Here is an 18,301-nt window from a genome sequence, read left to right as displayed (position 1 = left end):
GGGCTCAATCCAATTGTGCCATCTAATCAACCAATCCGGGCACGCTTATCCTTCTTGCATCGCGGCAGTTAGCCCTCTAACTGCGTTAACCACAGGCAAGGACATCGTTTTCCATGACTCAAACTTCATCCCTCTCCCCTATCCAAAATCGCATCCTTTGGGGTGTTCGCATCTTTCTGGCCTTGGCGTTCGCTGCGGCCGGCATCGCCAAGCTGGCCGGCGCTCCACAGATGGTTCAGGTGTTCGATGCCGTCGGCCTTGGGCAATGGTTCCGCTACCTCACCGGTGCCATTGAAGTGGCTGGCGCTGTGTTGCTGCTCATCCCGGTCACGAGCTTTTTCGCCGGGCTGCTGCTGACGGCGACCATGACCGGCGCAGTGGTTACGCATCTCTTCGTGATTGGCGGCAATCCCGCCCCTGCCCTGGTGCTGTTGGCGATGTCTGCCTTCGTGGCCTGGCGGCAGAAGCCCGCGGCCTTGCTCGGTGCAGCGCGCTGATCCATGCCCAAGGCGATCGGCTCAAGACTTGAGGAAAACCTATGAACAGCATCATCGCAACACCAACGCGCGCCATCGTTCACCGCACATCCGGCAGCACTCACGGGCCGATCACGCGACTCATGAGCCCTGGCGACCTGGGCCAGTTGTTGAAGCCTTTTGTGTTTCTTGATCTCTTCGGCTTCAAGCCCCAAGGCGGGCAGAAAGGTTTCGGCATGCACCCGCATTCAGGGATCGCAACACTGACCTACATGATTGAGGGCGGCGTGGAGTACGAAGACACCACGGGCAAGACGGGCGTGCTGCCCACCGAAGGTGTGGAGTGGATGCGCGCCGGTAATGGCGTGTGGCACGACGCTAAACCAGTCGGCGACAGCTCAATATCGGGCTTCCAACTCTGGGTCGCCCTGCCCGCTTCACACGAAAACACACCGGCGGAAAGCCTCTACCTGGCGCCCTCGCAGATCCCGCAAGCAGGCCCGGCGCGTGTGCTGCTCGGACGCTATGGCGCAGCGCAAAGCGCGATTGCAGCACCTTCGGACATGAACTACCTCGTCGTGTGCTTGAAAGATGGAGAACGCTGGCGCTACACACCTCCCGCCGGCCACAACGTGGCGTGGCTGGCGGTCAATGCCGGTCGGCTGGGCGTTGGTGGCCCGGTCAATACTGGCGAGTTGGCGGTGTTCGAGGAGTCAGACCAACCCATCGATTTCGTGGCGCACGGCGACACGTCTTTCGTGCTGGGCTCGGCGGTGAAGCACCCACATGATTTGGTGATGGGGCGTTATTCAGTACACACCAGCCGAGCGGCACTGGCGCAGGGCGAAGCTGAAATTCAGCGTATTGGCGCGCGTCTGTTTCATGAGGGACGGCTGGCCTAGCACTCGCTAATGCCATATCTGCATCACTTGGTAAAAACCTGATATGTTGTACGATGACAGATGAGTTTGCGTAATTCATCTGTCATCCTCGCACCTATAACAACAAGGAATTACCCATGAAAAAAGTGAAGCTGATTATCGGTTTTTTATGCCTGTTCAGTGGCTACGTGGCGGCCTCCCCCGCATCGAGCGAGAAGGATGTTGCCGCTGCGGTAGACCATCTGACTCAAGCGATGCTGACCAAAAACGTCCCTCAACTGAATGCGCTCACCGCTGAAAACCTGTCCTACGGGCATTCCAGCGGGAAAATCCAGGACAAGAAAGAATTCATCGCCGACATCGAAACCGGAAAAAGCGCTTTCAAAACGCTGGAGATGCAGAACCAGAAAATCACCGTCTCGGGTGATGTGGCGTTGGTCCGCCATCATTTTTCGGCGCAAGCCATCAAGGGCACCGAGATTGTTCCCACAGAAATCGAGAACTTTCAGATCTGGCAAAAGCAGCAAGGAAAATGGTTACTGGTAGGACGACAAGCGTTTCGGCTCTGACTGTCGCGTAAGCCGGTTTTCGGCCATCGCGCGGCCACTCCTCAGTCCCTTGCGGCGAGAATTAAGTGGGGGTGTCAGGCAGTTGCAATGCTGGATCGCGAGCAAGCCCGCTCTCACACTGGATTACCTGTGAACACATTATTTGTGCACGTCAGCGATCACATATGGGAGCGGGCTTGCTCGTCCGTCGCTACACCGCTAGACAGCAGCCTTGAACCCCTCCTCCCTTTGCAACGCCCGAGCCTGTGCGCCACGTTCCTACGATTTGCCCGGGAGCGAATGCGGTATGTCAGGCAGACCGCGTCAGTCGTATACACGACCGCTTCGCAGCCGAACGCAGCCTTCGGCAACTGCTATGGATCGCGCTGGGAGCCAGGCAATCAGCCGTCAATCATCCTCATGCAATTTGATCCCGCGTTTATGCAGCAAATACGGCACCAACAGCACCAACAACGTCACCGCCAGCACCGACGCCGCAATCGGTTGCGTCACAAATATCATCCAGTCGCCCTGGCTGATGGATAAGGCGTTACGCAGTTGTTTTTCCGCCATCGGCCCCAGCAGCATGCCGACGATCACCGGGGCGACGGGGAAGTCGAAGCGGCGCATCAACACCCCGGCCCAGCCGATACCCAGCATCAGAAACAAGTCGAAGGATGAGTGGCGCATGCCGTACACGCCGATGGTGGCGAACACCAGGATCCCGGCGTTCAGGTACGGCCGAGGGATTTGCAAGAGTTTGACCCACAGCCCCACCAGCGGCAGGTTCAGCACCAGCAGGATGACGTTGCCGATATACAAAGAGGCCACCAGGGTCCAGACCAACTCGCCCGAGGTCTGGAACAGCAGCGGCCCCGGCTGCAGGTTGTAGTTCTGGAACGCCGCCAACAGAATCGCCGCCGTGGCGGAGGTCGGTATGCCCAGGGTCAGCAGCGGCACCAGTGAGCCGGTGGCGCTCGCGTTGTTCGCCGCCTCGGGACCTGCGACGCCTTCGATGGCGCCTACGCCCTTGCTGGCGGCGAATTCTTTCGGGTACTTGCTGAGTTTGCGTTCAGTGGAATAGGACAGGAACGTCGGGATTTCCGCGCCACCGGCCGGAATCGATCCGAAGGGAAAACCGATCAAGGTGCCCCGCAGCCACGCCGGGACCGAGCGCTTCCAGTCTGCGCGGGTCATCCACAACGAGGTCAGGCGGTGTCGGCTGGCCGTTTCTTCCTTTTGGTAAAGTACGCCGTACAAGGCCTCACCGACGGCAAACAACCCCACCGCGACCAGCACCACTTCGATGCCATCGACCAGTTCGGGAACTCCCAAGGTGTAGCGGGCAATGCCTGACGTCGAGTCGAGGCCGATCAAACCGATGGTCAGCCCGATGCCCAATGAAGCAAAGCCGCGCAGCATCGACGCGCCGAGCACTGCCGACACGGTGGTGAAGGCCAGCACCAGAATCGCGAAATACTCCGCCGGCCCGAATTTCAGCGCCAGCGTGGCTACGAGGGGCGCGAACAACGTCAGCAAGATCGTTGCGATGGTGCCAGCCACGAATGAACCGATGGCGGCCGTTGCCAGCGCCGGGCCTGCCCGTCCGTTGCGGGCCATGAGGTTGCCTTCCAGGGCCGTGACCATCGAGGATGACTCCCCTGGCGTGTTGAGCAGGATCGAGGTGGTGGAGCCGCCAAACTGAGCGCCGTAATAGATGCCGGCGAACATGATCAGTGCCCCGGTCGGATCGACCTTGGCGGTAATCGGCAGCAGCAAGGCGACGGTCAGCGCCGGGCCGATCCCCGGCAATACACCAATTGCAGTGCCCAGCAGACAACCGATAAAACCCCACATCAGATTGATCGGCGTCAGCGCGCCAGCGAAGCCGACGGCCAGATTCGAGAGAATATCCACCTTGTCGACCTCCTACGGCCTGAATCAGATCCAGGCGTTGATCAAGGGCGGAAGGGAAACCCCTAGCCCGGCGGTGAAAAGCCAGTAGATCGGCAGTGCCAGAGCGATGCCGATGGCCAGGTCCCGCACCGGGCTGCGGCTGCCGAAGCCTCGCGCCGAACAGGCAAACAGCAATGCGGCGGCCAATACGAAGCCAATGTAGGAAATGAGCAACGCCACGCCCACCAGCCCTGCCGTAACCCACATCGCCCCAGCCTTGCCGCCGGGCTCGGCGCCGGAAGTCTCATGATCATCGGCGAGGTTGCGAAAACCACCGGTAAGCGCGTGATAGCCCATCAATAGACCGACGGCGCCCAGAAATGCCGCGACGGCATAGGGGTAGACATAGGCCGGCATGATGACGAACCCCATCTCGGCGGGAAACCGCGAGGCGCCGACCGCCAATACCGCACTGATGACGACAATACTGACGCCAATCGCCAGTTGGGCAGGCTTTACGCTCCAGCGCCCGGCCATCTCAAAGCAGCCCGACCTTGACCAGCATCGCGCGCAGGCGTCCGTGCTCCTCATCGACGAATTTGCCGAAATCATCCCCGGTCAGAATGCTCGGCGACCACGCATTGGTTTTTACGTTTTCCTGCCATACGGCGCTTTTGGTGGCGGTCAGCACGGCTTCCGTCAGTGCCTTGCGCTGTTCAGGCGTCAGGCCCGCGGCGCCGTAAACACCCCGCCAGTTGCCGATCGTCACGTCGTAGCCAGACTCTTTGAGCGTCGGTGCGTCGATGCCTTCAACGCGGTTGGGCGCGCCGACGGCCAGTAAGCGGAACTGTTTGGACTGCACGTATTTGGCCAGCTCAGCGTAGCCGCCGGTGATCACCGTGATGTGCCCCCCCAGCACCGCGGCAACGACTTCGCCGCCACCGGCGAAGGCAACGTAATTGACCTTGTTGACGGGGATGTCCATTTTGCTCGCTAGTTCGGCGATGCCGATGTGGTCGATCGACCCCTTGGAGCCACCGCCCCATTTGATGCTGGACGGGTTGGCTTTGAAGTCCTTGAGCAAGTCCTCCAGGGTTTTGTACGGCGAGTCGTCGCGTACGGCGATCACGTTGTATTCGGTAAACAGCCGGGCGATCGGGGTTACGTCCTTCAAGGTGATTTGCGGTTTGTTCTGCTCGATGGACGCGACCATGATCGCGCCGACCACGATCAGCGCATCGGGGTCGCCCTTGGTGGCGTTGGCAAATTGCGCCAACCCCAGGGTCCCGCCGGCGCCACCCTTGTTCTCGAAGGTGGCGGCTTTGGCCGTTTGGGCCTCGACCATGGCTTTGCCCAGGACTCGCGCGGTCTGGTCATAACCGCCACCCACGGAACCTGGGGCCATGAACTTGACGGTGTCCAGGGCAAAAACGGGGGATGCGAGTGCGGCGGCGGTAATGAAAGCGGCGAGGTTGCTGCTGAATCGACGGGCCAGTGCAAACATGAGACGTCTCCGGATAGCCGTTCTTGTTGTTTTCGATCAGGGAGAGCCCCTGTTCGGTGAGCATTCGTCTGGAAACAAGCGTAGGTCATAGATGTGTTTGTTGACGGCCTTTGTGCTGATGCGCCGTTAATCAAAGACAGCACATCGACTCAATATCCGCATCGAAATCTACGCAACCATAGGCCCTGTGAACCACCCACAATCCACTTGCAAGGACATCATCATGGCCATCGCAAAAGCAGCACCTGGCAAAACCCTGCTGAACCCAACCGACCACACCCTGATCATGATCGATCACCAGTCGCAAATGTCCTTTGCGACCAAGTCGATCGATGCCGTCACCCTGCGCAATAACGCCGCACTGGTAGCCAAGGCAGCCCGGGGCTTCAAGGTGTCGACCATCCTCACCACCGTCGCCGAGAAAAGCTTCTCCGGCCCGATCTTCGACGAAATCAAATCGGTGTTCCCGGAACACAAAGTGATCGACCGTACCAGCATGAACACCTGGGAAGACGAGCGCATTGCCGTTGAAGTCAACGCCATCGGCAAACAAAAAATCGTCCTGGCCGGCCTGTGGACCTCCGTGTGCATCGTTGGCCCGGCACTGTCGGCCCTCGACCAAGGCTTCGAGGTGTACTTCATCTCCGATGCCTGTGGCGATGTCTCCATCGAAGCCCATGAAATGGCCGTGCAACGCATGATCCAGCTCGGTGCCCGCCCAATGACTTCGCTGCAATACCTGCTTGAACTGCAGCGCGACTGGGCACGCACCGAGACTTACGACGAGACGGTGAAAACCTCCATCGCCAACGGTGGTGCCTATGGTCTGGGCCTGATCTACGCCAAGACCATGTTCCATGCCTCTGAAGGCCATTGAGAATAAATAGCGACTCTTCGGAGTCGCTGTTTCAAGCGGGAGATCCGTCATGTTTTCTTTACAAACCCTCCCGCGCATTTCCGGGCGGAAGGACGTACCCAGGGCGTCCTTCTGGCTCTGCGTGTTTTTTGCCGGAACAGCCCTGGCGGATGAGACACCGGATTCCGCGCAAGGATTTCTCGAGGGCGGGAAGCTTGAGGTGCTCAGTCGAAATTTCTTCCTCAACAGCGACTACCGCTCACCCCAGCCTTCGGGCAAGAACTACAAACAAGAGTGGGCTCAAGGCTTTATTGGCTCATTTGAATCCGGATTCACCCCCGGCACGCTGGGTTTCGGCGTCGACAGCCACGCGTTTATGGGGCTGAAGCTCGACGGCGGCAAAGGGCATTCGGGAACCGGGTTACTGCCGCTGGACAGTGACGGTCGCAGCGAAGACAACTATTCCAGTGCCGGTGGCGCACTGAAAATCAGGGCCTCCCGAACCACCCTGGCCTTCGGTGAAATGACCGTGGAAACCCCGGTGTTCGACACCTCCGACAAACGCCTGCAACCGGAATACGCCACGGGCTTTCTGTTGAACAGCAACGAAATCGACAACATGAAACTGGTGGCTGGTCATTTCACGGCGTTCAAGAATCAGGACAACACAACAAGCAAGGGCAACTTTTACGGCTACGGCGCCAACACCGAAGCTGGTGGCATCACGTTTCTGGGCACCGACCTGTTCACAAACAGTCCTGTCGGCGGCGCGTTGTACGCCTCCGAGCTGAGCGACACCTGGCGCCAGTATTACGCCAACCTGCACCTGAAACAGTCCGCCGTGTTCCTCGACGCCAACCTGTACCGCACGCAGGACACCGGCAAGGCACTGGCCGGTGCCATCGACAACACCGCCTACAGCCTCTCGGGCAAATACACCCTTGATGCCCATGCCTTTACCCTGGCCTGGCAACGCATCAATGGCGACACACCGTTCGACTTCGTCGGTGGCGACTCGATTTACCTGGCCAACTCGATCAAGTACGCCGACTTCAACGGCGCCCATGAACGCTCCTGGCAGGCACGCTACGACCTCGACCTCGGTGCTTATGGCATCCCCGGCCTGAGTTTCATGACGCGTTATGTCCGGGGCAGCGACATCGACGGCACCCGTGCGCCCAAGGGTGGGGCCTACAACCCGTTCGACCCGACCATCGGCGAGTACGTACCTCAACAGGGCGATGGCGGGCGGCATTGGGAGCGCGACATCGACCTGCGCTACATCGTGCAGTCAGGCTCCGCCAAGGGGTTGTCACTGCAACTGTCCCATGTGTCTCATCGGGCCAACACCGCTCAGGCGGGCGATGACATCGACAGAGTTTACGTCGTCATCCAGTACCCGCTGACCTTCGGGCACCTGTGATCGAGATCACCATGGAAATGGCGGAAGGCAGCCGGAGTCGAACCTGCCCGGGAACGGATGCCGTCCCCAACCGGGTTTGAAGCCCGGCCGCGCCACCGGGCGCGATTGCCTTCCTTGAAGTCAGACTGCGGCTTGTTGGGCCAGTGCATTGTCGAGCCGGATATGGCGTCGATCGCCAAAGCGGCGGGTCAGGCCGAGCCGGTCGAAGTACTCAAGAATCTGAATACTGCGCTTGCGCCCCAGGCCCACGGCATCGCGAAACCCGACGACCTGGATCACCGGGTTATCGCTGGCCAGTTGCACCAGCATAGCCGCCAATCGGCGCAGCAGCGTGTCGGTGTAAAACAGGTCGCGAACGATTTGATGCAGCAGTCCCAACCGGGCCATCTTGCGCAGCAGCAGGCGCACGGCAGCCTCGTCATGGCCAGTGGCTTTGGCCAGATCACGCACCCACGGCGGATCGAAACCCGCCTGTTCGAACAATGGCTGCAATTGTTGCCAGAGGCTTTCGTCGTCCTCGCTCAAGCGCACTTGGTGATCGGGTAAATGCAGCCACGGGCCGCTGGCCGTCATTGCACCACTGGCCAGTAATTCGTCGAGCAGGCTGATAAAGGTCGACCGTTCCAGCACGCTGCCGGCGAAGCGACGCAGGCGATCGCGGTCCGGTCCCATCTGGTCCGGTTCGAGTTGATGAAAGCGTGCGAGGTGTTCCAGCAACGGCGTTTTCAGGGCTTCCCAGCGCACCGCGCTGAACAACAACGGCCCCTGCCGCGTATCGATGAGGCGCACGTCATCGGGCAATTCCCAAGTCTGGCGCGGACGATTGAATTGACGCTCCAGGCGCTGCGGATCGAGCCCGGTGTCGCTGTTGGCCAGCAACGCCGGCAGTGCCGCTTCCAGGCTATTGGTGGTGGACAGCGCCTGTAGCTGCGCCAATCGCTCAGGGCTGCGACGATGTCGGGCCGGGGCGAACGGGTCCAGCACTTGGCCACCGCCAAGGGTGCGTTGGGCGCTTTGGTCGCGCAGGATCAAGCGGTCGCCCTTCACTGCCAACACCGGCGCATTGACCAGCAGTTGCGCGAACATCTGCCCGCCCGGTGCCAGGCTGGAACCTTCCAGCAAAGCCACCCGCCCCGTCACGTCCTGAGTTCCAAGATGCACATGCACCGGTTGAAAGTGTTCGAAGCTTCGCGCTTCGCTGGTCAACACCCTCATCCGGATATCCAGACGCTGGGTCGGCGCATGCAGCCATTCGGCCACCAGCCAGTGGCCACGGTGGATCTGCTCCAAGGCCAAACGCTCGGCACTCAGGTTCAGCGCGACGCGCTGCCCGGCCATTGCGTTGTCAGCGGCCTGGTTCTGCGCATGCAGGCCACGTACTCGCACCGGTTTGCCCTGCGGGCTCAACATCAGCGTATCGCCCACTGTCACCTGACCGGACAACGCCGTACCGGTCACCACGATGCCGGCGCCGGCCACGCTGAAGGCCCGATCAATCGCCAGACGAAAACCGCCACTGGCGCTGCGTTGAACAACTTCATGCTGCGCATCCAGTAAGGCCTGACGCAATGTCTCGATGCCCTCGCCGGTCACACTCGACAGCGCGATCTGCGGCGCGCCGGCATACGGTCCGGGCTCCAGCAATGCTTCGATCTGCTCACGAACAGCCTGCACCCGAGCCGAGTCAACCCGGTCGCACTTGCTGATTGCAATCAGTGCCCGAGGAATGCCCAGCAACTCGACAATCGCCAGATGTTCGCGAGTCTGGGGCATGACGCCGTCATCGGCCGCTACCACCAACAACACCAGATCAATCCCTTGAGCGCCGGCCAACATGTTGTGGGTGAAGCGCTCATGGCCGGGCACGTCGATAAAACCGGTCAGGGCGGCGCCCGGTTCCAGCGCCGCATAGAGATAGCCCAGGTCGATGGTCATGCCGCGTTCGCGTTCTTCGCGGCGACGATCACCGGCCTGCCCGGTCAATGCCTGCAGCAAGGAAGTCTTGCCGTGATCGATGTGCCCCGCGGTGCCGACAATCACCCGTCCCGGCCCTCCTCCTGCACCAGCTGATTGAGCTGCGCCAACCATGCCGCTTCGTCATCGAGTTGGCGCACGTCGAGCCACAAGGCGTCATCGTCGATACGCCCGAGCACCGGAATGGGCAGTTGCCGCAACGCTGCCTCCAGCCCTAGCAACCGTCGCCCACGCAGGCGTTTGGAAACGTTGGGCCGCAGGCATAACGCCGCGCTAGGCAGACGCGCCACCGGTTGGCTGCCACTGCCAATCATGCCCAGTGCCGGCACCGCGCTGACGCTCCAGCCATCGCCCAGCACCTGCGCCAATGACGGTTGCAAGCGTTCGGCCTGGGCGAGGATGTCGGCTTGGGGCCGGGTCAGCAAACGCAGACTCGGTAGGCGTTCGGCCAATCGATCGGGATCACGGTACAGCGCCAAGACGGCTTCGAGGGCGGCCAGGGTCAGTTTGTCGACCCGCAGGGCACGCTTGAGCGGATTTTTCTTGATCCTGGCGATCAGGTCTTTGCGGCCGACGATCAATCCGGCCTGAGGCCCGCCAAGCAATTTGTCGCCGCTGAAGGTGACGATGTCCGCGCCATCTAGCAGTGCCTGGCGCACCGTCGGTTCGGCGGGCAACCCCCAGCGTGTCAGGTCCAGCAGGCTGCCGCTGCCGAGGTCTTCGAGCAAGGGCAGTCCGTGGCCGTGAGCCAGCTGCGCCAATTCCGCCGTCGGCACTCTCGCGGTGAAGCCTTCGATGCTGTAATTGCTCGCGTGTACGCGCATCAGCAGTCCACTGCGCGGGCCGATGGCGGCCTCGTAATCGCGAGCATGGGTGCGGTTGGTGGTGCCCACTTCATGCAACCGCACCCCGGCGCGGGCCATGATGTCGGGAATTCGAAACGCGCCGCCGATTTCGATCAGCTCACCTCGGGAAATGATCCCTTCCTTGCGTGCGCCCAGGCTGTTGAGCGTCAGCAACACAGCGGCGGCATTGTTGTTGACCACGGTGACTGCTTCGGCGCCGGTCAGTTCGCGGATCAAGCCTTCGATCAAATCGTCCCGGTCGCCGCGCTTGCCGCTGTGCAGGTCGAATTCCAGATTGAGCGGATAACGGGCGGCCAGTTGCACTGCTTCAATGGCCTCCTCCGGTAACAATGCCCGCCCGAGGTTGGTATGCAGCACCGTACCGGTGAGGTTGAACACCCGGCGGATCTGGCTGCGATGCTGAATCGCCAGACGCTCACCTGCCCTCCCCGCTAATACGTCGGGGGCGATTTCAATGGCGGCGAGTTCACCGTTGTGCACCGGCTCGCGCAAGTCATCGAGCAATTGCCGCAGGCCGGCCAGCAGTGCGTCGTGTCCGTAACGCTCGGCCAGCGGTTGGCAGGCAGGATGGCGTAGCAGGCTGTCGATGGAAGGCAGCCGCAAGGTTTGGCCGGCGAGGGTTGCGGGCATCAGAGGCTCCCGGAAGCGAGTGACCGTCGCGTCTGAGTGTAGCCGCTGGGCTCCCCGCTCGAGTGCTGTTCACTTTCAGCCGCGACGCACTCCTTGTAGCAGCTGTCGAGCTTGCGAGGCTGCGTTCGGCTGCGCAGCAGTCGTAAAATCACCATTGCGGTGTGTCAGGTGCACCATGGTTGCCGGACTCACGACTGCTTCGCAGCCGAACGCAGGCTTCGCCAGCTGCTACACATCGCAGCGTTGGAGCTACTGTTCGCCTGTTACCAGCAGCAGATTGGGCGCTGGCCGCTGATAGCCTTCCTGCTCCAGACGCATGTCCAGCATCAGGCTGGACAGGTCCGCCGACAGGGCTTCGGCTTCGGCGTCGTTTTCCAGGTAGATCAGTTTCAGGTAGCTGTTGCAACCGGGACAGACCTCCGCCCGCAACGGTGCCTGATTGGCAGCGTGGCGATCATCCTCGAAGCTGACGTATTCAAGCCCCTTGCTCTGTTCGCAATACACGCATTTGACCCGCACCACATGCCATTCGCAGGCACACAGCGAGCACACTAGATAACGCAAGCCGTTGTATTTGCCGCGATGACGAATCACCCCGGCCATCGCCGGTGAACCGCAGGATGGGCATTGGCTGAGGCTGTCACCGCGCGTCAGTTCAAGGTTGGGCGTGTTCAGCAGCCAATGACTCCAGGCCACTTGCAGCGCGGCGCCGAGAAACGGCACCAGCGCTGCCGGCAGCATCGAATACTGGCCGCTGACCAGGGCAATCGCCCACGCCTTGAGCAGCCCAGGGTTCGCACTGCGCAACGTCGCCACGGCGTTTTCTACCGCCGAGTGTGGCAATGGCTGATAGCGCTGCAACAAGGCCTCGAGGTATGGCAGCCAAACATTTTCGCGCACCAGACTGTCGGCGGCGAACGGCGGTAAGCCATGTTCTACGCACAACCGCAGGCGTTCGGGGTCGGGCATGGTCGCCACGAGCGGATCATCCATCAGCTGCTGCTGGACATGACACAACCCCGCGATCAAACGCAGATAGTCCGCCATGGGATGGCCGTCAGCCAAACGTTCCAGGCGCAACGCGCGCAGGGTGAACAGGTTGTTCGGCGGCAGGTACAAAAACGGCGGTGAACTCGCCGCCGCTTCTATTTGCCCGGGCTCGAGGATTGTGGCCAAGGGATCATCCTTTTTTGCTGATCGGTGGCTCTGGCGTTTCGTCGCCGGTCACTTCCCGGTACCAGAGCCCATGGTGTTTTCTCGCCCAGGCGCGGCTGACCCGGCCACGCACCATGGCGTGGACCGAACCGCGAATCCAGATACCAGCATAGACGTGGACGATGATGCTCAACACCAAGATGAACCCTGCCAGCGCATGCAGCAGCATCGCCCAGCGGATGCTGGTGATGCCGAAGTACGCACTGAACCAGGCACGCCAGATCACCAATCCGCTGAATAGCAGCACCAGCATGCAGATCAACAATACCCAGAACAGCAGCTTCTGCCCCGGATTGTATTTACCGATGGGCGGCACGCCCTCCTCCTCGTTACGGATCACATGCCCGACACGCCTGAGCCACAGCCGGTCGTTGGTGATGAAGTAGTTCGCCCGCCAGAAACTGCACACCAGGCCGAGGAACAGCACAAACATCGTCACGCCCAGGTACGGATGCAGAATGCGCGTCCACGAACCGCCGCCAAACAAATTGCTGAGCCAGAACAACCCCGGATGAAACAAGGCCAGCCCCGACAACGCGGCCAAGAGGAACACAATCGCCACCAGCCAGTGGTTGGTGCGCTGGTTGGCGGTGTAGCGCAGGATCGGTTTGTCGTTCATGGCCTGTCCTCCCCGCCCGGTTTGGTCGGATCGAATGTGTGCACCGACGGATCGAACTCATGCACGGCAGGGTCGACGGTGGTCGGATGTTCGTCTTCCTCGATCAGTTGTGGCCCGACACGCACGTAGTGGAAGAACCCGGCCAGCACCGCCGCGCCCATGGCCAGCAGCGCCAGGGGTTTGCTCAGGCCTTTCCACAGGTCCACCAGCGGACTGATCGCCGGGTGATCCGGCAAACCGGCATACAACCTCGGCGTGTCGGCATGGTGCAGCACATACATCACGTGAGTGCCGCCGACGCCCGCGGGGTCATACAAACCGGCGTTGTCGAAGCCGCGGCTCTTGAGGTCGACGATGCGTTCGGCGGCGTGTTCCTTCATGTCTTCCTTGCTGCCGAACACGATGGCGCCGGTCGGGCAGGTTTTCACGCAGGCCGGTTCCAGCCCCACCGCCACCCGGTCCGAACACAGCGTGCATTTATAGGCCTTGTGGTCCTTTTGCGAGATGCGCGGAATGTTGAACGGGCAACCGGTGATGCAATAGCCGCAGCCGATGCAGTGGTCCTGATCGAAGTCGACGATGCCGTTGGCGTGCTTGATGATCGCGCCGGGGCTCGGGCACGCCGCCAGGCAGCCGGGCTCGGCGCAGTGCATGCAGCCGTCCTTGCGGATCAACCATTCGAGGTTGCCGGCATCGGTTTCATGCTCGGTGAAGCGCATCAGGGTCCAAGTGTCTGCGCTGAGGTCGTGAGGGTTGTCGTAGGTGCCGAGGTTGTGACCGACGTCGTCGCGTAGCTCGTTCCATTCCGAGCAGGCGACCTGGCAAGCCTTGCAGCCGATGCACTTGGTGGTGTCGATCAGCTTGGCCACTTCCCCTTGGGTACGCACCGAGGGCGGCACGGTGGTGGTGGCCGAACGGGCGATGATGTCTTGGCTGGCCATTTAGACTTTCTCCACGTTGACCAGGAATGACTTGGATTCCGGGGTCTGTGTGTTGCCATCGCCGAGGAACGGCACCAGGGTGTTGGTCAGGTAACCGTGGCGGGTGGCGCCGGTGAAACCCCAGTGCAACGGGATACCGATCTGGTGCACCACCTGATTGTTGACCTGCAGCGGACGAATCCGCTTGGTCACCACCGCCACTGCTTCGATATGTCCGCGCTTGGAACTGACCCTAACCCGGTCGCCAGCGGCAATCCCCTTCTCCTTGGCCAGCGCCTCGCCGATCTCGACGAACTGCTCGGGCTGGGTCACGGCGTTGATCGGGCAATGCTTGGTCCAAAAGTGGAAGTGTTCGGTCAGCCGGTAGCTGGTCGCCGCATAAGGGAAGTCCTTGGCCTGGCCCAGGGTGTCCCAGACCGAATCGAAGATCCGCCCGGCCGGGTTGCTGGTCGCCTGTTTGTTATTGGGGTGCATCGGGTTGATGCCGATGGGCGTCTCGAACGGTTCATAGTGTTCGGGGAATGGCCCTTCGTTCATCTTGTCGAGGGCGAAGAACCGCGCCACGCCTTCGGGGTTCATGATGAACGGGTTCATCCCGGCTTCCGGCGGCACATCGACCTTGTAGTCGGGCACGTCGGTGCCGGTCCAGACCTTGCCGTTCCACCACACCAGGCGCTTTTTCGCATCCCACGGTTTGCCTTGAGGGTCGCAAGAGGCACGGTTATAGAGAATCCGTCGGTTTGCCGGCCAGGCCCAGGCCCAGCCGAGGTTCTGCTTCATGCCGTAAGGATCACTGTTGTCACGACGGGCCATGTTGTTGCCCTGCTCGGTCCAACTGCCGCAGAAGATCCAGCAACCGGAGGCCGTGCTGCCATCGTCCTTGAGCTGGGCGAAACCGGACAGCTGCTGACCGGCCTTGACCACCGCACCCGAGGCGTCGGTGACATCGGCGATGGCGTAGCCGTTGAATTCCCGGGCCAGTTCTTCCGGCGTCGGGTCATCGGGGATCTTGTACGGCCAGTCGAGCTTGAGGATCGGCTCGGCCCAGGCACCACCGTTGGCCTGGTAACGCTGGCGCAGACGCATGAACAGCTCGGCCATGATCTTCACGTCGGTGCGCGCCTGTCCCGGGCCGTCGGCCCCCTTCCAGTGCCATTGCAGCCAGCGGCCGCTGTTGACCAGCGAGCCGTTTTCTTCGGCAAAACAGGTGGTGGGCAGGCGGATGACTTCGGTCTGGATGTCGGCCGTTTGCACATCGTTGTAAGGCCCGACGTTGCGCCAGAACTCCGAGGTCTCGGTGGCCAGCGGGTCCATCACCACCAGCCACTTGAGTTTGGCCAGTGCCTTCATCACCCGGTTCTTGTCCGGCAAGGCGGCAATCGGGTTGAAGCCTTGGCACATGTAGCCGTTGACCTGGCCCTTGCCCATCATGTCGAACATTTTCAGGATGTCGTAGCCGGGAATGTCCAGTTTCGGCAGCCAGTCGTAGCCCCAGTTGTTCTCGGCGGTGGCATTGGCGCCATACCAGGCTTTCATCAGGCTGACATGGAACTTGCCGTAGTTCTGCCAATAGGACATCTGCCCGGGACGCAGCGGTTTGAGTGCGCGCTTGGCGATGTAGGCGTTGTAGTCCTGTTCGCTTTCGGATGGCAGGGTCAGGTAGCCGGGCAGCAGGTTGGACAGCAAGCCGAGGTCGGTCAGGCCCTGGATGTTGGAGTGCCCCCGCAAAGCGTTGACGCCCCCGCCGGGCATGCCGATGTTGCCCAGCAGCAATTGCACCATGGCCGCGCTGCGGATCATCTGCGAGCCGATCGAGTGCTGGGTCCAGCCCAAGGCATAGAGAATCGTCATGGTCTTGCCCGGTTGAGCACACGTGGCAATCTCTTCCCAGATTTTCTTCATCGCGTCGGTGGGCATGCCACAGACCTGACTGGCCAGCTCCAGGGTGTAGCGGCTGTAATGCTGCTTCATCAATTGATAGACGCAGTGTGGGTCCTGCAAGGTCGGATCGACTTTGGCAAAGCCGTCCTCGCCGATCTCATACCCCCAGCCGGACTTGTCGGTGTAGCTGCGCTTGCTCGCGTCGTAACCGCTGAACAAGCCGTCCTCGAAACCGTAGCCGGCCTTGACGATGAACGACACGTCCGTATAGGCCCGCACGTATTCGTGCTGAATCTTGTCTTCGGTCAGCAAGTAATTGATCAGCCCGCCCATGAAGGCGATGTCGGTGCCGGTGCGGATCGGTGCGTAATAGTCCGCTACCGAGGCCGTACGGGTGAAACGCGGGTCGACCACAATCAGCCGCGCCTTGTTGTGGGCTTTGGCTTCGGTCACCCATTTGAAACCGCAAGGGTGTGCTTCTGCTGCGTTGCCGCCCATCACCAGAACCAGATTCGCGTTGGCGATATCGGTCCAGTGGTTGGTCATGGCACCACGGCCATACGTCGGGGCAAGACTTGCCACCGTCGGGCCATGTCAGACACGTGCCTGGTTATCGAACCCCAGCATGCCCAGACTGCGAATGACCTTGTGGGTGATGTAACCCGCTTCGTTGGACGAGGCCGACGCCGCGAGGAAACCGGTGGTCAGCCAGCGGTTCACCGTTTGCCCCTGGGCGTTCTTCTCGATGAAGTTGGCGTCACGGTCGGCCTTCATCAGGTCGGCGATACGGTCCAGCGCTTCATCCCAGGAGATCCGCGTCCACTCCTTGGTGCCGGGCTTGCGCACTTGCGGGTATTGCAGACGGCTGGGGCTGTGAATGAAGTCGAGCAGGCCTGCGCCTTTGGGGCAGAGGGTGCCGCGATTGACCGGGTGGTCGGCATCGCCTTCGATGTGAATGATGCTCTGGGCGACATTCTTCGCATTGTCGCCCTGGCTGTACATGATCAAGCCGCAGCCGACCGAGCAGTACGGGCAGGTGTTGCGGGTTTCATGGGTATGGGCGAGCTTGAAATGACGCACTTGTTCGGCGAAGGCTGGCGTCGGGGCCATGCCCAGCGCGCCAAGGGTGGATCCTGCAAGGCCGAGACCAGCGACCTTGAAGAACTGACGACGGTTGAGGTCCATCGTGCACTCCTGATCAGGTGGAAGCCCGGTGCGTTGGCCGGGTTTTTCTGGACGATCACGGTGACGGCAACGGAACTACCGCCAATTAGAACTTTAGACAATGTTGTGGTGCACGGTCTGAAAACCGACCGTCGGCGGCTTGCCGGTCATGCCCTGTTGCACAACTCGCCAGCAGTGAAGGTTGGCGCTTATCATGGCCGCCGGATTACCCCCTCTGCCTTTTATGAGACTGAGCATGACTTTCGATTTTGATCAGGTGTTCGACCGCCATGGCACCGGCAGTACCAAGTGGAGCCGTTACCCGGCCGACGTGTTGCCGATGTGGGTCGCCGACATGGACTTCGCCGCGCCGCCGGCGATCATTCAGGCCCTGCAAAAACGCCTGGAACACCCGATGCTCGGTTACAGCGTGGCTCAGGATGACTTGCGTGACGCCATCGTCGCCGACCTGTGGAGCAAGTACGCCTGGCGTGTGCAGCCCCAGGAACTGGTGTTCCTGCCGGGTATCGAATCAGGCTTCAACATGGCCCTGCATGCATTGGTTCAGCCGCAACAGAACGTGGTCGTGCAGACACCCAACTACCCACCACTGCGCCATGCGCCGGGCCACTGGCAGCTGAACAAGGTCGAACTGGACTTCAACGCGCTGGCCGATGGCACGTACGCCACGCCACTCGATGCCTTGCGCAAGGCACTGCAAGGAGGCGGCGCGCTGTTGCTGAGCAACCCGCATAACCCGCTGGGCAAGGTCTTCCCTCGGGAAGAACTGCAAGCGGTTGCCGACATCTGCCTGGAACAGGATGCGTGGATCATCTCCGACGAGATCCATTCCGAGCTGTGCTTCGATGGGCGCGTGCATATTCCGACCGCCTCGCTCAGCCCGCAGATCGCCAAGCGCACCATCACCTTGATGTCGGCGAGCAAGGCCTACAACATCGCTGGCCTGAAGACTGCGTTCATGATCATTCAAGACGCAGCGCTGCTCCATCGCGTCAACCATGCCCGCTGCGGCATGGTCGACAGCGTCAACCCGCTGGGCCTGGAAGCCACCCGCGTCGCCTACAGCGAAGGCCGCCCATGGCTGACCGAACTCATGGCCTACCTGCAAAGCAATCGGGACTATCTGGTGGAGGCCGTTCGCACGCGGTTGCCGGGCGTGACCATGAACGTTCCCCAGGGCACTTATCTGGCGTGGCTCGATTGCACGGCACTAGGGCTGGACAACCCGCAGCAATTCTTCCTCGAACAGGCCAGAGTCGGGCTGAGCGCCGGGCTGGATTTCGGCGATCACGCCCAGCAATTCGTGCGCTTGAACTTCGGCTGCCCACGGGCGTTGCTGGAAGAAGGGATTGCGCGGATGGAGCGTAGTTTGCGCAACCGCTGACTCGTGCGGCAACCACGGATCA

15 protein-coding genes and 1 tRNA gene are annotated in these 18,301 nt (G+C 61.2%); 6 read left to right on the top strand and 10 right to left on the bottom strand.

Features of this window, described 5'->3' with window-relative positions; genetic code table 11:
• Positions 1 to 113 precede the first annotated feature (113 nt).
• The 3 genes from ACEN8R_RS09560 to ACEN8R_RS09550 all read left to right on the top strand — a co-directional run bounded on the left by ACEN8R_RS09560 (position 114) and on the right by ACEN8R_RS09550 (position 1,926).
• Complete coding sequence (locus ACEN8R_RS09560; protein WP_018925955.1) at positions 114 to 497, top strand: DoxX family protein; 384 nt, start codon at positions 114 to 116, stop codon at positions 495 to 497.
• A gap of 41 nt (positions 498 to 538) precedes the next feature.
• Positions 539 to 1,378: a pirin family protein gene (locus ACEN8R_RS09555; RefSeq protein ID WP_018925956.1), complete on the top strand. Its 840-nt coding sequence runs from the start codon at positions 539 to 541 to the stop codon at positions 1,376 to 1,378.
• Positions 1,379 to 1,494: 116 nt separating this feature from the next.
• Positions 1,495 to 1,926 carry a nuclear transport factor 2 family protein gene (locus ACEN8R_RS09550; RefSeq protein ID WP_018925957.1) on the top strand — a complete coding sequence of 144 codons (432 nt, stop codon included), beginning with the start codon at positions 1,495 to 1,497 and terminating at the stop codon, positions 1,924 to 1,926.
• A gap of 387 nt (positions 1,927 to 2,313) precedes the next feature.
• Here the strand turns inward: ACEN8R_RS09550 and ACEN8R_RS09545 are convergent, their stop codons facing one another.
• The 3 genes from ACEN8R_RS09545 to ACEN8R_RS09535 are packed head-to-tail and all read right to left on the bottom strand — an operon-like array spanning position 2,314 to position 5,305.
• The gene (locus ACEN8R_RS09545) at positions 2,314 to 3,822 is read right to left on the bottom strand and encodes a tripartite tricarboxylate transporter permease (RefSeq protein ID WP_111453353.1); all 1,509 of its coding nucleotides are present in this window, start codon (positions 3,820 to 3,822) and stop codon (positions 2,314 to 2,316) included.
• Between the two features lie 24 nt (positions 3,823 to 3,846).
• The gene (locus ACEN8R_RS09540) at positions 3,847 to 4,338 is read right to left on the bottom strand and encodes a tripartite tricarboxylate transporter TctB family protein (RefSeq protein WP_495624796.1); all 492 of its coding nucleotides are present in this window, start codon (positions 4,336 to 4,338) and stop codon (positions 3,847 to 3,849) included.
• Position 4,339: 1 nt separating this feature from the next.
• Positions 4,340 to 5,305: a tripartite tricarboxylate transporter substrate binding protein gene (locus ACEN8R_RS09535; RefSeq protein ID WP_018925961.1), complete on the bottom strand. Its 966-nt coding sequence runs from the start codon at positions 5,303 to 5,305 to the stop codon at positions 4,340 to 4,342.
• Between the two features lie 223 nt (positions 5,306 to 5,528).
• On the opposite strand from ACEN8R_RS09535, the gene ACEN8R_RS09530 reads away from it, so the two are divergent.
• Positions 5,529 to 6,182 carry a hydrolase gene (locus ACEN8R_RS09530; protein ID WP_018925962.1) on the top strand — a complete coding sequence of 218 codons (654 nt, stop codon included), beginning with the start codon at positions 5,529 to 5,531 and terminating at the stop codon, positions 6,180 to 6,182.
• Between the two features lie 49 nt (positions 6,183 to 6,231).
• Positions 6,232 to 7,584: an OprD family porin gene (locus tag ACEN8R_RS09525; RefSeq protein ID WP_155944796.1), complete on the top strand. Its 1,353-nt coding sequence runs from the start codon at positions 6,232 to 6,234 to the stop codon at positions 7,582 to 7,584.
• An 18-nt stretch (positions 7,585 to 7,602) separates the two neighbouring features.
• On the opposite strand, the gene ACEN8R_RS09520 is transcribed toward ACEN8R_RS09525, so the two are convergent.
• From ACEN8R_RS09520 to fdnG, 7 genes are all read right to left on the bottom strand, one after another.
• A tRNA-Sec gene (locus tag ACEN8R_RS09520) sits at positions 7,603 to 7,698 on the bottom strand.
• Positions 7,699 to 7,704: 6 nt separating this feature from the next.
• A complete protein-coding gene (gene selB / locus ACEN8R_RS09515; protein ID WP_495624795.1) occupies positions 7,705 to 9,624 on the bottom strand; it encodes a selenocysteine-specific translation elongation factor in 1,920 nt (639 codons plus the stop codon).
• A complete protein-coding gene (gene selA, locus ACEN8R_RS09510) occupies positions 9,621 to 11,054 on the bottom strand; it encodes an L-seryl-tRNA(Sec) selenium transferase (protein WP_495624794.1) in 1,434 nt (477 codons plus the stop codon). The genes selB and selA overlap by 4 nt, the downstream gene beginning before the upstream one ends.
• 249 nt (positions 11,055 to 11,303) lie before the next feature.
• Entirely contained in the window at positions 11,304 to 12,230 is a 927-nt protein-coding gene (gene fdhE, locus ACEN8R_RS09505; RefSeq protein ID WP_495624793.1) for a formate dehydrogenase accessory protein FdhE, read from the bottom strand.
• A 4-nt stretch (positions 12,231 to 12,234) separates the two neighbouring features.
• The gene (locus ACEN8R_RS09500) at positions 12,235 to 12,888 is read right to left on the bottom strand and encodes a formate dehydrogenase subunit gamma (protein WP_018925967.1); all 654 of its coding nucleotides are present in this window, start codon (positions 12,886 to 12,888) and stop codon (positions 12,235 to 12,237) included.
• The gene (gene fdxH, locus ACEN8R_RS09495) at positions 12,885 to 13,829 is read right to left on the bottom strand and encodes a formate dehydrogenase subunit beta (RefSeq protein WP_495624792.1); all 945 of its coding nucleotides are present in this window, start codon (positions 13,827 to 13,829) and stop codon (positions 12,885 to 12,887) included. Before fdxH ends, ACEN8R_RS09500 begins: the two co-directional genes overlap by 4 nt.
• Positions 13,830 to 16,895: a formate dehydrogenase-N subunit alpha gene (fdnG, locus tag ACEN8R_RS09490; protein ID WP_258674112.1), complete on the bottom strand. Its 3,066-nt coding sequence runs from the start codon at positions 16,893 to 16,895 to the stop codon at positions 13,830 to 13,832. It abuts the gene before it with no gap.
• A gap of 235 nt (positions 16,896 to 17,130) precedes the next feature.
• Between fdnG and ACEN8R_RS09485 the strand changes: the two genes are divergently transcribed.
• Positions 17,131 to 18,279 carry a MalY/PatB family protein gene (locus ACEN8R_RS09485; RefSeq protein ID WP_495624791.1) on the top strand — a complete coding sequence of 383 codons (1,149 nt, stop codon included), beginning with the start codon at positions 17,131 to 17,133 and terminating at the stop codon, positions 18,277 to 18,279.
• Positions 18,280 to 18,301 lie beyond the last annotated feature (22 nt).

Source organism: Pseudomonas sp. Pseusp15 (genome assembly GCF_059492165.1).
This window is presented reverse-complemented; position numbering and strand designations above follow the sequence as displayed.

Bases quoted from the DNA above. Each gene is read 5' to 3' on its own strand.
- ACEN8R_RS09535 (WP_018925961.1), bottom strand. From the start codon at position 5,305: ATGTTTGCACTGGCCCGTCGATTCAGCAGCAACCTCGCCGCTTTCATT.
- ACEN8R_RS09530 (WP_018925962.1), top strand. From the start codon at position 5,529: ATGGCCATCGCAAAAGCAGCACCTGGCAAAACCCTGCTGAACCCAACC.
- ACEN8R_RS09525 (WP_155944796.1), top strand. From the start codon at position 6,232: ATGTTTTCTTTACAAACCCTCCCGCGCATTTCCGGGCGGAAGGACGTA.
- ACEN8R_RS09550 (WP_018925957.1), top strand. From the start codon at position 1,495: ATGAAAAAAGTGAAGCTGATTATCGGTTTTTTATGCCTGTTCAGTGGC.
- ACEN8R_RS09485 (WP_495624791.1), top strand. From the start codon at position 17,131: ATGACTTTCGATTTTGATCAGGTGTTCGACCGCCATGGCACCGGCAGT.
- selA (WP_495624794.1), bottom strand. From the start codon at position 11,054: ATGCCCGCAACCCTCGCCGGCCAAACCTTGCGGCTGCCTTCCATCGAC.
- ACEN8R_RS09560 (WP_018925955.1), top strand. From the start codon at position 114: ATGACTCAAACTTCATCCCTCTCCCCTATCCAAAATCGCATCCTTTGG.
- ACEN8R_RS09555 (WP_018925956.1), top strand. From the start codon at position 539: ATGAACAGCATCATCGCAACACCAACGCGCGCCATCGTTCACCGCACA.
- ACEN8R_RS09500 (WP_018925967.1), bottom strand. From the start codon at position 12,888: ATGAACGACAAACCGATCCTGCGCTACACCGCCAACCAGCGCACCAAC.
- ACEN8R_RS09540 (WP_495624796.1), bottom strand. From the start codon at position 4,338: ATGGCCGGGCGCTGGAGCGTAAAGCCTGCCCAACTGGCGATTGGCGTC.
- fdxH (WP_495624792.1), bottom strand. From the start codon at position 13,829: ATGGCCAGCCAAGACATCATCGCCCGTTCGGCCACCACCACCGTGCCG.